Below are 13,421 nucleotides of genomic sequence, written 5' to 3' on the forward strand. Positions count from 1 at the left end.
TATGTCAACGCCGCTCAACGGCCGCACGGCCATCGTGACCGGAGCCGGCCGCGGCCTCGGCCGTGCCGAGGCCCTCGAACTCGCCCGCCTCGGCGCCAACGTCGTCGTCAACGACTTCGGGCAGCCCGGCCGGGACGGCTCCGGTGACGCTGCCGCCGGGCCCGCCGAACAGGTCGTCGCCGAGATCGAGGCCGCGGGCGGTACCGCCACCGCGCACACCGGTGACGTGGCCGATCACCAACAGGCCCAGGAACTCGTCCAGTTGGCGATCGACACGTACGGCCAACTGGACATCCTCGTCAACAACGCCGGCATCCTGCGCGACCGCATGATCTTCTCGATGACCGAGCAGGAGTGGGACTCGGTCATCCACGTCCACCTCAAGGGGCACTACAACACCAGCCACTTCGCGGCCCGCCACTGGCGCGAGGCCTCGAAGGCCGCCGGTGGTCCCGTGTACGGGCGCATCATCAACACCTCGTCCGAGGCATTCCTCGCGGGCTCGGCCGGTCAGCCCAACTACGCCGCCGCGAAGGGCGGCATCGTGGGGCTCACCACCTCCACCGCGCTCGCCCTCGCCAAGTACGGCGTCACCGCCAACGTCATCTGCCCGCGGGCCCGTACCCGTATGACGGAGGACGTCTTCGCCGGGTTCGCCGAGCCGGAGGACGGGCTCGACCCGCTCGCGCCCGAACACGTCGCCCCGCTCGTCGGCTACCTCGCCTCGCCCGCCGCGGGGAACGTCAACGGCCAGCTGCTCGTGGTGCACGGCGGCATGGTCGCCGTCGTCGACCGGCCCAGGGTGCAGGCGAAGTTCGACACGGCCAAGGACGCGTTCACGTACGAGGAACTCGACGCGGTGCTCACGCCGCACTACAAGGACCGGCCCCCGAACGAGACGTTCGCGGCCGCGGAGGTGCTCGGCCTCAAGCACGGCTGAGCCCGACCGCACACACCACTGAGGGGCCCGGCTTGTGCCGGGCCCCTCAGAGATACGTTTCCTCACATCGAGTGTCGAGCGTTACGCCTCATCGGCGCGCGGCCCACGATGCCGCCCGCGCGGCCTCGACTCCTGGTCGCCGCCCGCCATGGGCGGCGAGGACACCTCGCCGCGGTGCCGACCCGAGCCGCCCCGCGCATGGCGCGCCGCCTCCGAGTCGAACTCGACATCCGTGCCGTTGCCTTCCGCCATCGGAACATTCACCCCGTAAACACGTACAAGATCCTTCAGTTGCAGCCGGGCGAGTCTAACGGTCCGTGGTACGGCCACCGAGGGGCGCCTGCGCCAGTGGGACGGGGCGTGTCGCGGCGGGCTCCGGCGGTGCGGATTCCCCCTTCGGCTCCCGCCGCCGCGGGCCGGGTTCGGGCATGGGGATCCTCGCGAGGCCGCACGGCGCGTCCTCGGTGACGTACGGGAGGGAGAGCACCCCGTCGCGCGAGAAGAAGCCGCTGCCCGCGAGCCAGCCGGCCGGCGCCGCCACCTGGTGCATCCGGCCCTCCGCGGGCCGCCACAGGCCGAGCCACGGGGAGCCGCCCTCCGCGCTCGCCACATGCAGCGCCACCGCGCAGCCCTCCGGCATCAGCGACTGGCCGGGCTGGATGGCGAACGGCGTCAGCTCGCAGTCGGCGAGGCGCAGCGACTCCGGGAAACGGATCGGCAGCGTACTGCCCAACACGCCCCAGCCGAGCCGGAGTTCACCCGGCGTCGGGGCGTCCGAGTGGAGCAGGATCAGGCCGCTGTCGAGATCGGCGAGGAGCAGCCGGTCCTCGCTGTCCTCGGCGATCTGGAGGAGCGGGGAGACCTCGCCGCCCCGGTCCAGATCCACGACCACCGTCTTCACCGGGCCGCCGCCGTCCGCCTCCGAGGGCGCGCGGTCGAGCGCGAGCAGCCGGGCCTCGCGGGACAGCCAGACCCCGCCCGAGCAGCGTCCCGGCACCTCGGCGAGCAGCTCGGGGCCGGAGCCGGCGCCCGCCACCTGCCACACCGCGGTCGACTCCTCGCCGGCCGCCAGCGCGTAGGCACACCGCCCGTCGGGCGCGGGCGGCAGGAGGGTCAGTTCCTCGCACTCCACGGCGCCGAGCGGCACCTCGCCCGTGCCGGGGCCCGTCGGGTAGAGCAGCGAGAACATCTGGCGCCCGGCGGCAGTGCGGTGGATCAGCACCCGGCCGTCGGTCAGGGGCAGCACGGCGGTGCCGGGCTCCTCCGGCTGGGGGCCGGGCAGCGGGACCGCGTACGGCTCGGGTCCGTCCAGGGTCCAGCGCTCGGGAAACCAGGAGTCGGGGCTCGCGCCGTGCCGCGCGAGGCGGGCCGCGTACGTCGAGTCCATCGTGAGCACACATCCGGTGTGCGGCGGTCGTGCCCGAGTCTCCGGCGTGGGTTCCGTGGCCAGGGCCGTCATGGATCAGTCACCTCCGCTTGTTCGGGCCGACGCTAGTTTTCGCACGAACCTCCGTGGCACCTCGCGCCCGCCGTTTCACACGAAAGGTGGGCCGTGCCCCGAATTGGCTGTGAACCGTGAGTGCGGTGTGCTCTCCTGCTGCCTTCTTCCGGGACCGCCGGGCTTGGGGGTGGGGCGGGCGGCGCAGGTAACCTGTGTGCGTGCCCCGTCTGTCTGAAGTAACCACCGCGCTCGAAGCCCTCTGGCCCCCGGCCCTCGCCGAGGGATGGGACGCGGTCGGTACGGTCGCCGGTGATCCGGACGCCGAGGTCAGCCGGGTCCTGTTCGCCGTCGACCCGGTCCAGGAGATCGTCGACGAGGCGGTGAAGCTCGGCGCGGACCTGCTGGTCACGCACCACCCGCTCTACCTGCGCGGTACGACGACGGTGGCGGCCTCCACGTTCAAGGGCCGCGTCGTCCACACGCTGATCAAGAACGACATCGCGCTGCACGTCGCGCACACCAACGCCGACAAGGCCGACCCCGGCGTCTCCGACGCACTCGCGGGCGCCCTCGACGTCCGCGTCGTACGCCCGCTGGTCCCGGACCCCACCGACCCCGCGGGCCGCCGCGGCCTCGGCCGGGTCTGCGAGCTCGAGCACCCGCTGACGCTGCGCGAGCTCGCGGGCCGCGCCGCCGACCGGCTGCCGGCCACCGCGCAGGGCATCCGCGTCGCGGGGGACCTCGACGCGACCGTGCGTACGATCGCCGTGAGCGGTGGCTCCGGCGACAGCCTCTTCGACGATGTGCGTGCGGCGGGCGTCGATGCTTTCCTTACCGCGGACCTGCGCCACCATCCGGTGAGCGAGGCCCGCGAAACCACACCTCTCGCGCTGCTCGACGCGGCGCACTGGGCCACCGAGTGGCCCTGGTGCGAGCTGGCCGCAGCTCAGCTCGACGAGATCTCCGACCGCGAGGGATGGGGCCTGCGGGTCCACGTCTCGAAGACGGTCACCGATCCCTGGACCGCCCACGCGGCGTCCGCCCGCCCGTCGCCCGCCACCACCCCTTCAGCGAGCGCTACGCGCACCCCTTCTGACTCGTCTGTATCTACATTTGGAGCCCCCAACTGAACGCCGCGCCCGCCGACCAGATCCGTCTTCTCGACGTCCAGGACCTGGACACCCGCCTCCAGCAGCTCGCATACAAGAAGCGGTCGCTGCCCGAGCACGCCGAGATCGAGTCGCTGACCAAGGACCTCACGCAGCTGCGCGACCTGCACGTCGCCGCGACGACCGAGGAGAGCGACTGCGCCCGCGAGCAGACCAAGGCCGAGCAGGACGTCGACCAGGTCCGCCAGCGTGCCGCCCGTGACCAGAAGCGCCTCGACTCCGGCGCGGTCACGTCCCCCAAGGACCTGGAGAACCTGCAGCGCGAGATCGCCTCGCTCGCCAAGCGCCAGGGTGACCTGGAGGACGTCGTCCTCGAGGTCATGGAGCGCCGTGAGTCCGCGCAGGAGCGCGCGGGTGAGCTGGCCGAGCGCCTCTCCTCGGTGCAGGCCAAGGCCGACGACGCGACCGCGCGGCGCGACGAGGCGGCTGCCGTCCTCGACGCCGACATCTCCGCCGCCACCAAGGAGCGTGAGGTCGTCGCCGGGTCGATCCCGGAGGACCTGCTGAAGCTGTACGGCAAGCTTCGCGAGAAGGAGGGCGGCGTCGGCGCGGCGAAGCTGTTTCAGCGGCGCTGTGAGGGGTGCCGGCTCGAGCTCAACATCACGGAGCTGAACGAGGTCCGTGCGGCTGCCGCTGACGCGGTGGTGCGGTGTGAGAACTGTCGGCGGATTCTGGTGCGTACTTCGGAGTCGGGGCTGTAGGAATGTTGCGGCCCGACGGCGTTGCGGTCGCGGGGCTCTGCCCCGGACCCCGCTGCTCAATCGCCGCAGGGGCTCAATATGCCCGATCGCCGATGCCCGAGAGGAACATGTGGCGCCCCCTGATCTGAGTCCCCCCGCCACCTTTCTCCTGCTGCGGCACGGGGAGACCGCTCTGACTCCGGAGAAGCGGTTCTCCGGGAGTGGGGGCGGGGACCCCGAGCTGTCCGACGTCGGGTGGCGGCAGGCTGAGTCCGCTGCCGACGCGCTGGCCGCCCGCGGTGACGTCGAGGTGATCGTGGTCTCGCCGCTCGCCCGGTGCCGGCAGACCGCCGAGGTCGTCGCCGCGCGGCTCGGGCTCGACGTGCAGGTCGACGAGGGGCTGCGCGAGACGCACTTCGGGGCGTGGGAGGGGCTCACGTTCAAGGAGGCCGGCGCCCGCTACCCGGACGACCTGAACGCCTGGCTCGCCTCGTCCGACGCCGCCCCGACCGGTGGGGGCGAGAGTTTCGCCGAGGTCGCGGAGCGGGTCGCCGAGGCGCGGGACCGGCTGACCGCCGCGTACCGGGGGCGCACCGCCCTGCTGGTCAGCCATGTGACGCCGATCAAGACGCTGGTGCGGCTCGCGCTCGGCGCGCCCGCCGAGGCGATGTTCCGCATGGAGCTCGCGGCGGCGTCCCTGACCACGGTCGCGTACTACGCGGACGGGAACGCGAGCGTGCGCTGCCTCAACGAGACAGCGCACCTCACATAGTTCAGCCGGTTCAGCGCAGCGACGCCGCCTCGCGGGCCAGGGCCTCCACCCGGTCCCAGTCCTTCGCCGCGATCGCGTCGGCCGGGAGCATCCAACTGCCGCCCACGCAGCCGACGTTCTTCAGCGCCAGGTAGCCGGGCGCGTTGGCCGGGGAGACGCCGCCCGTGGGGCAGAAGCGGGCCTGCGGCAGCGGGCCCGCCAGCGACTTCAGGTACGCGGTGCCGCCCGCGGCCTCCGCCGGGAAGAACTTCATCTCCTGCACGCCGCGCTCGAGCAGCGCCACGACCTCCGACGTCGTGGAGACGCCGGGCAGGAACGGCACGCCCGACTCCTTCATCGCGTCGAGCAGCGTGTCCGTCCAGCCGGGGCTGACCAGGAAGCGGGCGCCCGCGGCCACCGAGTCGGCGACGTTCGCGGGGTTGATCACGGTGCCCGCGCCGACGACGGCGTCCGGGACCTCCGCGGCGATCGCCTTGATCGCGTCGAGCGCGGCGGGCGTACGCAGGGTCACCTCGATGGCGGGGAGGCCGCCCGCGACGAGCGCCCGCGCGAGCGGCACCGCGTCGGCGATGTCCTCCACCACGACGACGGGGACGACGGGGGCGAGATCCAGCACGGAGGCGGAGGCGGCCGAGGTGGCGGCGGCGTCAGAGGAGGAGGTCATGGGGTCATCCTGCCCCGCCCGCAGCAGCATGCGCAAAGGGCGTTGCACATGCTGCAATCACTGGATAGCTGGATCGCCGGGGGCTCAGTGGACCTCGTCCACCAGTACGTCCAGGTTCCACGGCCGCCCGGCCTTCGCGGGCTCCTCGACCTCCACGACGTAACCGAGGTCCCGCAGTACGTCGACGAGCTCGGCGGGTCCGGCCGGCGCGGACCCCGCCATCAGCAGCGACCGGACGATCCGCCCCTTGGTCGCCTTGTTGAAGTGGGAGACGACCTTGCGGGTCGGCGCGTGCAGCACGCGCACCGTCGCCGTCCGCTCCGCGACCTCGCCCTTGGGCTTCCACGCGCTCGCGTACGCCGACGAGCGGAGGTCGAGGACGAGCCCGTCCCCGGCGGCCTCCGGCATCACCTCGGCCATCGGGCCGCGCCAGTACGCCCCGAGCGCGCCGGGGCCCGGCAGCTTCACGCCCATCGAGCACCGGTAGGAGGGGATCCTGTCGGTGACGCCGACCGCGCCCCACAGGCCGGAGAAGACGAGCAGCGACTTCGCCGCCCGCTTCTTCGCGGCCGCGTCGAGGGAGGCCAGGTCCAGGGCGTCGTACAGGACGCCCGTGTAGATCTCGCCGGCCGGGCGCGCGCCCGCCGTGCGCAGCTCCGTGTTCTTGGTGATCTCGCCGCGCAGCCCCTCGCTCAGGCCGAGCACCTCGCGCGCCTTCTCCTCGTCGGCACCGCACAGCTCGACCAGCTCGTCGAGGACCGCCGCCCGCGCCTCGGCGAGCCCCGGCAGCGAGAGCCCCTCCAGCTTCAGCGGCGCCCCGCGTCCGGAAGCGGCCTTACCCTCCGACGGCGGCAACAGCACAAGCACGGGGCACTCCTCAAGCACGTACGGAACAACGGTCGATCGACGCCCCAGCCTACGGCGTGCCGTCCCCGCGACCCGCGCCTACGCTCGTGCCATGCCCCGCCGCCACTTGCGAGTGACCGGCGCGGCACGGGAGCCGCTCGGTGCCGTGCTGCGCGAACTGCGTACGAAGCTGGAGGTGCCCGAGGAGTTCCCGGCCGATGTGGTCGCGGAAGCGGAGCGGGTCGCGGCCGATCCGCCGTGGCTGCCGGACCGCGACGAGACCGCGATCCCGTTCTTCACGATCGACCCGCCGACGTCGACCGATCTCGACCAGGCCATGCACCTGTCCCGGCGCCCCGGCGGCGGCTACCGCGTGCGGTACGCGATCGCCGACGTCGCCGCGTACGTCGCACCCGGCGGCGCCCTCGACCTCGAGGCGCACCGCCGCGTCACCACCCTCTACTTCCCCGACGAGAAGGTCCCGCTGCACCCCACCGTGCTCAGCGAGGGCGCCGCCAGCCTGCTGCCCGACCAGACCTGCCCGGCCGTCCTGTGGACGATCGACCTGGACGCCGACGGGCGCGCCGAGTCCACCGACGTCGTCCGCGCCCTCGTCCGCAGCCGCGCCAAGCTCGACTACGCGGGCGTGCAGAAGGCCATCGACGACGGGAGTGCCGAGGAGCCGGTCGCCCTGCTCAAGGACATCGGGCTGCTGCGCGAACAGCTGGAGGTCGAGCGCGGCGGCATCTCGCTCGACGTGCCCGAGCAGGAGATCGTCGCGAGCGACACCGCGTACGAACTCGCCTACCGGGCCCCGCTGCCCGCCGACTCGTGGAACGCCCAGATCTCGCTGCTCACCGGCATGGCCGCCGCCGACCTGATGCTCGCGGCCGGTACCGGCATCCTGCGCACGCTGCCCGCCGCCCCCGACGGCGCGGTCGGCCGACTGCGCCGCACCGCGCACGCGCTGCACATCGAGTGGCCGCACCACGTCCCCTACTCCGACCTCGTCCGCTCCCTCGACCCGCGCATTCCGCACCAGGCCGCGTTCCTCCAGGAGTGCACGACGCTGCTGCGCGGCGCGGGCTACACGGCCTTCCGCGGCGGCGAGACCCCGGCCCTCGCCACGCACGCCGCCGTCGCCGCGCCCTACACCCACTGCACGGCCCCGCTGCGCCGCCTCGTCGACCGCTACGCGTCCGAGCTGTGCCTGGCCGCGTGCGCAGAACGAGGCGTTCCCGAATGGGTGTTGACGGCGCTTGACGGTCTCCCGAAGGAGATGGCGGACGGTACCCGGCGGGCGAACACCGTGGAGCGCGAGTGCGTCGACATCGTCGAGGCGGCGCTCCTCAGGCACCGGGTCGGCGAGGTCTTCGACGCGGTGGTGGTGGACGTGAAGGACCGCGAACCGACCGCCGGGACCGTGCAGTTGACCGAGCCGGCCGTCGTCGCCCGGGTCGAGGGCGGCACGGCCGCGCTGCCGCTGGGGGAGCGGCTGCGGGTCCGGCTCACGCAGGCGGACCCGGGCTCGACGAAGGTGCTGTTCACGCCGGCGTGAGCCGCTGCTCCAGAGTGCGCGCGAGTCGCTCGGGATCCTCCGCGTGCAACCGCACCAGGCGGATGTCCTGCGGACGCCCGAGGAACGTGAAGTGCCGTACGGGGGCGGCGAGTTCGAGAGTGATGCTGGTCTGGGCGCCGACATCCAGATTCAGCTCGCCCTCGCGCGGCGTGTGCGTGTACTTGTTCTCGCGGCGCACCGAGGCGATCAGCTCCAGCGGTATCCGCAGATCCACATGGGCGGCCCGGCGCACCCGCAGCGCGTCATCGGTGACCACGTGTGGCCGGGTGACGGACGCCGCGTGCAGGCCGAGGACCATCAGCACCGTGTAGACGTCGAGGAACAGGACGACGTGGTGGAGCGTGGGCCAGTCGCGCAGCAGCGCCCACATCCCGACGGACTCGACGACGCACACGAACGTGATGCCGTACATCATCACGGCCTGACCGCGCGCGTACGGAAAGGCGCTCGCCCCGACCGGAACGCCGTGCCGCCGCCGCGCCACCCACCGCAGAAGGCTCACGGCCACCCGCAGCTCGTGCCCGAGGATCCGGCGGACACCGGCGGGGACGCGCAGCGACGTCCGGAGCGCAGTCACGGCGCACCGTCCCCGGCTGCCATCCGCAGGGCGAGGCGGATCACCTCGGCCTGGGCCGGGGTGAAGTCGGAGAGGAAGAGATCCAGTACAGCGGCGCCGTGACCGTCGGGGACGCCGGGCGGCGGCGCGCTCGGCAGCTCCTTCGGCAGGAAGGCGAGCAGGGCGCGGGCCGCCTCCGCCACCCGCGGGTCGTCCGGGTCGGCGTCGGCCAGCGCGTCGAGGCGGGCGTACACGTCGAGTGTCGCCTCCCGCGTCGCCGGGTCGTCGAAGACGGGCACCAGCTCCGCCATCAGCTGTTCGCGGACCTCGGGCGGGGCGGTGGTGTCGATCAGGGCCAGTACTTCACGGTCCTTCGCGGCCATGGGGGACTCCTCGTCCACGGGTTCCAACCCGCCCAGGAAGGCGGTCAGTTCGGGGGAGAGCGGTCCCTCGGCAGGCAGTCGCCCCCGCTCGGCGTCGGACAACAGGGCCCGCAGCCGGTCCCGCCGCTCGTGGATGGCGGCCTCCTGGCGGGCCAGGTCGGCGTCCAGCTCTGCGAGCACCTCGACGAGGTCGCGCCCCGCGTCCTCCGCGAGCACATCCCGCACCTCGGGCAGCCCGAGCCCCAGCTCGGTCAGGCGCCGGATCCGGGCGAGCTCGATGGCGTGCCGCAGCCCGTACTCCCGGTACCCGTTGGCAAGGCGTTCGGGCTCGGGCAGCAGTCCGAGGTGGTGATAGTGCCTGATGGCGCGTGTGGTGACACCGACGATCCGGGCCAGCTCTCCGATCCGCATGACCTCAGTAGAAACGTTGACGCTACGGCAGGGTCAAGCGAGCCGCACGGCAAAGGCTTGACGGCTAACAACGTTAGCCGTAGGGTCTTCCCATGGTTCGGCTAACAACGTTAGCCACGGCGTCGTCGACGCCACCGACTCTCCGGGAGGTCCCGATGAGCACGACAGCACCCGCCACCACCACCGTCACGGGCAAGCCGCTCATGGTCGTCCGGCGCACCGCGTGGCTCGTGAACGCGCTCTTCTGGTCGGCGTTCGCGGTCCTGGAAGCCGTGAACCACGGCTGGCTCGCGGGTCTGTTCGCCGTCGCCTTCTTCCTCGCGCCCGACTTCACGTTCCTGGCCGGCATCGGCGAGACCCGGCCGATGGAGAAGGGTCAACTCCCGCCCCGCGCCGTGCCGTTCTACAACGCGGCCCACCGCGCCCTGGTCCCGCTCGCCCTCATGGCGGCGTACACGGTGCTGCCCATCATCCAGTGGGCGCCGCTCTTCGCGGGCTTCTGCGGCTGGCTCGCCCACATCTCGTACGATCGCGCCTTCGGCTACGGGCTGCGGACCAAGGAGGGCTTCCAGCGTGCCTGACCTGAAGGAAGGGCGGCGGCTCACGCCCCGCGCCACCGAGATCGCGGCCGAGGCCCGCACCCTCCTGGAGGAATCCGGGCCCGACGCCCTCACGATGCGCGCCCTGGCCGACCGCCTCGGCATCAAGGCCCCGTCCCTCTACAAGCACTTCCCCGACAAGCAGGCCGTCGAAGTGGAGCTCGTCGCGCAGATGCTCACGGAGTCGGCGGAGGCCTGCGAGGAGGCGGAGCGCCGGGCCCCGGGCTCCCTCGAAGCCCTCACCGACGCCTACCGCGCCTACGCGCTCGCCCACCCCCACCTCTACTGCCTCTCCACCGAGCGCCCGCTGCCCCGGCACGCGCTGCCCGCCGGCCTGGAGGAGCGCGCGGCGGCCCCCCTGATGCGCACCTGCGCCGACGACGCGGACCTGGCCCGCGCCGCCTGGGCGTTCGCCCACGGCATGGTGATCCTGGAGATCCACGGCCGCTTTCCGGGCGGCGCGGATCTGGCGAGGGCGTGGCGGACGGGGGTGGAGGCGCTGCGGCCGTGACCGTGCGGACGACGCGGCGGACACGGTCCGGGACGGACCACCGGCACGGGTAGCATGGTCGGCACGGCAGACGAGCCGGGCGGGCGGCCGCGTGGGATTCCTTCGGGGGTCTCCCGAGGAACGTCCGGGCTCCACAGGGCAAGGTGGTGGCTAACGGCCACCCGGGGTGACCCGCGGGACAGTGCCACAGAAAACAGACCGCCGGGGACCGCAAGGCCCTCGGTAAGGGTGAAACGGTGGTGTAAGAGACCACCAGCGCCTGAGGTGACTCAGGCGGCTAGGTAAACCCCACCTGGAGCAAGGTCAAGAGGGACCGCCTCTTCGGAGACGGTTCTGCGCGGACGATCGAGGGCTGCCCGCCCGATGTTCGCGGGTAGACCGCAGGAGGCCGGTGGCAACGCCGGTCCTAGATGGATGGCCGTCTCCCCGAGGCCCGCGAGGACCTCGGGTGACAGAACCCGGCGTACAGCCCGACTCGTCTGCCGCTCACACCTCCGACCACGGTCAGAGTGCCGCGCCGTGCGTGGAGCGGATCTGCTGACGGCGGTGGTCCCGTTTCTCCTGACGGCGCTGCTTGCGCTTCTTCGGGGTGTGCTCCGTTTCGTGGTCCTCGTCCGTGGCCTCCTCTGCGGGGGCCTGCTCCACGGGCTCCCGTATCAGGGAGTCGTCGAGGAGGTCCTCCGGCGGGGCCGTGAGGGATGCCGCCCAGTCCGCGGACTCGCGGGTCGCGCCGTTCACCGCGGGGCTCACGCGGATGCGCAGGTCGTCCAGGCCCTCCGCCGGGACGCGGAAGGCGTAGGTCGTGGTGCCGGTGCGGCGGCGGCGCAGTTCGGTGTGCAGGCCGGCGAGGATGTCCTGGTCGGCGTCGTACGTGCGGACGGCCCGGGTATCGCCCGCCCACACCTGGACGCGGGCGGTGAGGCGCATCCGTACGCCGCCCTTCGCGCGGCGCAGCGCGTCGGAGCGCGCCTTGGTGTGCTGCTCGACCGCCCTCGTGTGCGCGGCCTCACTGGAGTAGCCCCTGCGCGGCGCGCGGCGCGGGTGCTCGGCGTGGTGCGCACGCATGGCGCGGCGCACGCCCGGGGCCATGTTCTTCACGCGGACCGTGAAGCTGACGTAGGTGTCACCGTCCTCGTGGTCCCGGTCCAGATAGGTGGGCGAGAAGGTCTCTATCTCGTCGATCGTCACGGCGAGGCCGCTGTCGAGCGTGGTCCACTCGCCCACTTCCAGGGCTGTGTCCGGTTCGGTCGTGTCGGCGTCCGTGGGCATGAGTCCGCCTTTCAAGTGGATAGGGGTTATGTCCAGTATGCGAGTAATGGCTGTGTAAAGAGATGCGGGGCGTATGTGCAGGTGAGGAAGGTGCGGAGAGGGGGAATTGCCTCTTCATTTACGTGCCGCTTACAGCTAGCGTCTGTGAGCATGAGTGAGCACGGCGTCACGGGGGCTGCCACAACCCCGGACACGAACGACATCGACAGCACGGACCCGGTCGGCAGGCTCGACCGGCTGCCCGTAGGGCCGTGGCACCGCCGACTGACCGCGATCGTCGGCATCGGTGCCTTCTTCGACCTCTACGAGGTGTTCCTCGGCGGCGTACTCGCCGCCGCGCTCGCCGAGTCCTGGCAGCTGTCCGGCACCGAGAAGTCGTGGCTGATCGCCTCCGGGTTCCTCGGCATGTTCGTCGGCGCGAATGTGCTGTCCGTGCTCGCCGACCGGTTCGGGCGCCGCAAGATGTTCCTGGTCAACCTGGGGCTCTACTCGCTGTTCTCGCTGGCGTGCGCCTTCGCGCAGGACGCCACCCAGCTCTCCGTGCTCCGCTTCCTCGCCGGGCTCGGCCTCGGCGCCGAACTGGTCCTCGTCGACACGTACTTGGCCGAGTTCCTGCCCCGCAAGGTGCGCGGGCGCTACATCGCCTGGGCCTACACCCTCGGCTTCGTCGGCGTGCCCGTCGCCGCGCTGCTCGGCGCCCGACTCGTGGCCAAGCACGAGCTGTTCGGGGTGGACGGCTGGCGCTGGCTGCTCGTCGGGGGCGCGCTCGGTGCCGCGTTCATCCAGCTCCTGCGGACCCGGCTGCCGGAGTCGCCGCGCTGGCTGGCCTCGCAAGGGCGGACGGCCGAGGCGGACGCGGTCGTGCGGGGCATCGAGGCTCAGGCGGGTGCGGAACCCGCGGCGATTCCGGCTCCGCGCGCCGAGACCGCCGAGTCCGCCGGGACCACCGAAACCCCGGAACCGGCCGCCGCGAAGGTGCCGCTGGGCCAGATGTTCAAGGCCCCGTACGCGCGCCGCACCGTCATGTGGTGGATCTTCCAGATCCTTCAGACCGTCGGCTACTACGGCTTCGGTTCGCTGGCCCCGGTCGTCCTCCAGGCCAAGGGGCACACCGTCACGGAGTCCCTCACCTACGCGGCCCTCAGCTACCTCGGCTACCCGGTGGGCTCGGCGCTGTCCGTGCCGCTGATCGACCGGATCGAGCGGCGCACGCTCATCATCCTGTCGGCGCTCGGGATCGCCGCGTTCGGCCTGGTCTTCGGGTTCGCGGAGGCGTCCTGGCTGATCGTCGGGGCGGGCTTCCTGCTCACCGTCAGCAGCAACGTCTTCTCGAACGCCTTCCACGTCTACCAGACGGAGATCTTCCCGACCGGCATGCGCTCCAGCGCCATCGGCATCGCGTACTCGCTGTCCCGGCTCACCTCGGTCGTGCTGCCGTTCATCGCGATCGACGTGCTCGAGGACCTGGGCGCGGACGCGGTGTTCATCGGTTCGGGCGTGCTGATGCTGATCCTGTGCCTCAACGTACGGATCCTGGGGCCGCGGACGACGGGGCGGAGTCTGGAGTCGATCTGAGGCGGGTCATAGGGCCTGTCGTTTGG

The 13,421-nt window shown here is 72.1% G+C and carries 14 protein-coding genes, 1 other RNA gene and 1 pseudogene; 9 read left to right on the forward strand and 7 right to left on the reverse strand.

The annotated features are described in order from the left end of the window. The first annotated feature begins 1 nt into the window (after window position 1). Complete coding sequence (locus OG746_RS29560; RefSeq protein ID WP_266720195.1) at window positions 2-940, forward strand: 3-oxoacyl-ACP reductase; 939 nt, start codon at window positions 2-4, stop codon at window positions 938-940. Between the two features lie 81 nt (window positions 941-1,021). On the opposite strand, the gene OG746_RS29565 is transcribed toward OG746_RS29560, so the two are convergent. Beyond that, window positions 1,022-1,192: a hypothetical protein gene (locus OG746_RS29565; RefSeq protein WP_266720197.1), complete on the reverse strand. Its 171-nt coding sequence runs from the start codon at window positions 1,190-1,192 to the stop codon at window positions 1,022-1,024. 55 nt (window positions 1,193-1,247) lie between these two features. Continuing rightward, window positions 1,248-2,399, reverse strand: coding sequence for a hypothetical protein (locus OG746_RS29570; protein WP_266720199.1), 1,152 nt, complete (start codon window positions 2,397-2,399; stop codon window positions 1,248-1,250). A 200-nt stretch (window positions 2,400-2,599) separates the two neighbouring features. Between OG746_RS29570 and OG746_RS29575 the strand changes: the two genes are divergently transcribed. The 3 genes and pseudogenes from OG746_RS29575 to OG746_RS29585 form a co-directional block, all read left to right on the forward strand. Next, window positions 2,600-3,511 carry a Nif3-like dinuclear metal center hexameric protein gene (locus OG746_RS29575; RefSeq protein ID WP_266720201.1) on the forward strand — a complete coding sequence of 304 codons (912 nt, stop codon included), beginning with the start codon at window positions 2,600-2,602 and terminating at the stop codon, window positions 3,509-3,511. Continuing rightward, a complete protein-coding gene (locus OG746_RS45455; RefSeq protein WP_323179753.1) occupies window positions 3,508-4,251 on the forward strand; it encodes a zinc ribbon domain-containing protein in 744 nt (247 codons plus the stop codon). The genes OG746_RS29575 and OG746_RS45455 overlap by 4 nt, the downstream gene beginning before the upstream one ends. Before the next feature lie 118 nt (window positions 4,252-4,369). Continuing rightward, window positions 4,370-5,002, forward strand: a pseudogene (locus tag OG746_RS29585) (histidine phosphatase family protein); the annotation flags it as partial. A 10-nt stretch (window positions 5,003-5,012) separates the two neighbouring features. On the opposite strand, the gene eda reads toward OG746_RS29585, so the two are convergent. Next, on the reverse strand, window positions 5,013-5,666 hold the full coding sequence (eda, locus tag OG746_RS29590) for a bifunctional 4-hydroxy-2-oxoglutarate aldolase/2-dehydro-3-deoxy-phosphogluconate aldolase (RefSeq protein ID WP_266720205.1): 654 nt from the start codon (window positions 5,664-5,666) through the stop codon (window positions 5,013-5,015). An 84-nt stretch (window positions 5,667-5,750) separates the two neighbouring features. Further along, window positions 5,751-6,533, reverse strand: coding sequence for a peroxide stress protein YaaA (yaaA, locus tag OG746_RS29595; RefSeq protein WP_266720207.1), 783 nt, complete (start codon window positions 6,531-6,533; stop codon window positions 5,751-5,753). 91 nt (window positions 6,534-6,624) lie between these two features. Here yaaA and OG746_RS29600 point away from each other — a divergent pair, with 91 nt between their 5' ends. Beyond that, window positions 6,625-8,070 (forward strand): RNB domain-containing ribonuclease, encoded by a 1,446-nt coding sequence (locus tag OG746_RS29600; protein ID WP_266720209.1) that lies wholly within the window; start codon window positions 6,625-6,627, stop codon window positions 8,068-8,070. Here the strand turns inward: OG746_RS29600 and OG746_RS29605 are convergent. Continuing rightward, on the reverse strand, window positions 8,057-8,668 hold the full coding sequence (locus tag OG746_RS29605; RefSeq protein ID WP_266720211.1) for a hypothetical protein: 612 nt from the start codon (window positions 8,666-8,668) through the stop codon (window positions 8,057-8,059). The genes OG746_RS29600 and OG746_RS29605 overlap by 14 nt on opposite strands. Beyond that, window positions 8,665-9,441, reverse strand: a complete 777-nt coding sequence (locus OG746_RS29610) for a MerR family transcriptional regulator (RefSeq protein WP_266720213.1) — start codon at window positions 9,439-9,441, stop codon at window positions 8,665-8,667. The genes OG746_RS29605 and OG746_RS29610 overlap by 4 nt, the downstream gene beginning before the upstream one ends. Window positions 9,442-9,596: 155 nt before the next feature. Between OG746_RS29610 and OG746_RS29615 the strand changes: the two genes are divergently transcribed. The 3 genes from OG746_RS29615 to rnpB all read left to right on the forward strand — a co-directional run bounded on the left by OG746_RS29615 (window position 9,597) and on the right by rnpB (window position 11,033). Then, window positions 9,597-10,022 carry a DUF4260 family protein gene (locus OG746_RS29615; protein WP_266720215.1) on the forward strand — a complete coding sequence of 142 codons (426 nt, stop codon included), beginning with the start codon at window positions 9,597-9,599 and terminating at the stop codon, window positions 10,020-10,022. A gap of 1 nt (window position 10,023) precedes the next feature. Next, entirely contained in the window at window positions 10,024-10,551 is a 528-nt protein-coding gene (locus tag OG746_RS29620; protein WP_443063215.1) for a TetR/AcrR family transcriptional regulator, read from the forward strand. 71 nt (window positions 10,552-10,622) lie between these two features. After that, window positions 10,623-11,033, forward strand: an RNA gene (gene rnpB / locus OG746_RS29625) — RNase P RNA component class A. A gap of 22 nt (window positions 11,034-11,055) precedes the next feature. Here rnpB and OG746_RS29630 read toward each other — a convergent pair. Further along, a complete protein-coding gene (locus tag OG746_RS29630; protein WP_266720219.1) occupies window positions 11,056-11,820 on the reverse strand; it encodes a hypothetical protein in 765 nt (254 codons plus the stop codon). Between the two features lie 150 nt (window positions 11,821-11,970). Between OG746_RS29630 and OG746_RS29635 the strand changes: the two genes are divergently transcribed. Further along, window positions 11,971-13,395: an MFS transporter gene (locus tag OG746_RS29635; protein WP_266720221.1), complete on the forward strand. Its 1,425-nt coding sequence runs from the start codon at window positions 11,971-11,973 to the stop codon at window positions 13,393-13,395. The last annotated feature ends 26 nt before the right edge of the window (window positions 13,396-13,421 follow it).

The organism is Streptomyces sp. NBC_01016 (assembly GCF_026341035.1).
GTDB lineage: Bacteria > Actinomycetota > Actinomycetes > Streptomycetales > Streptomycetaceae > Streptomyces.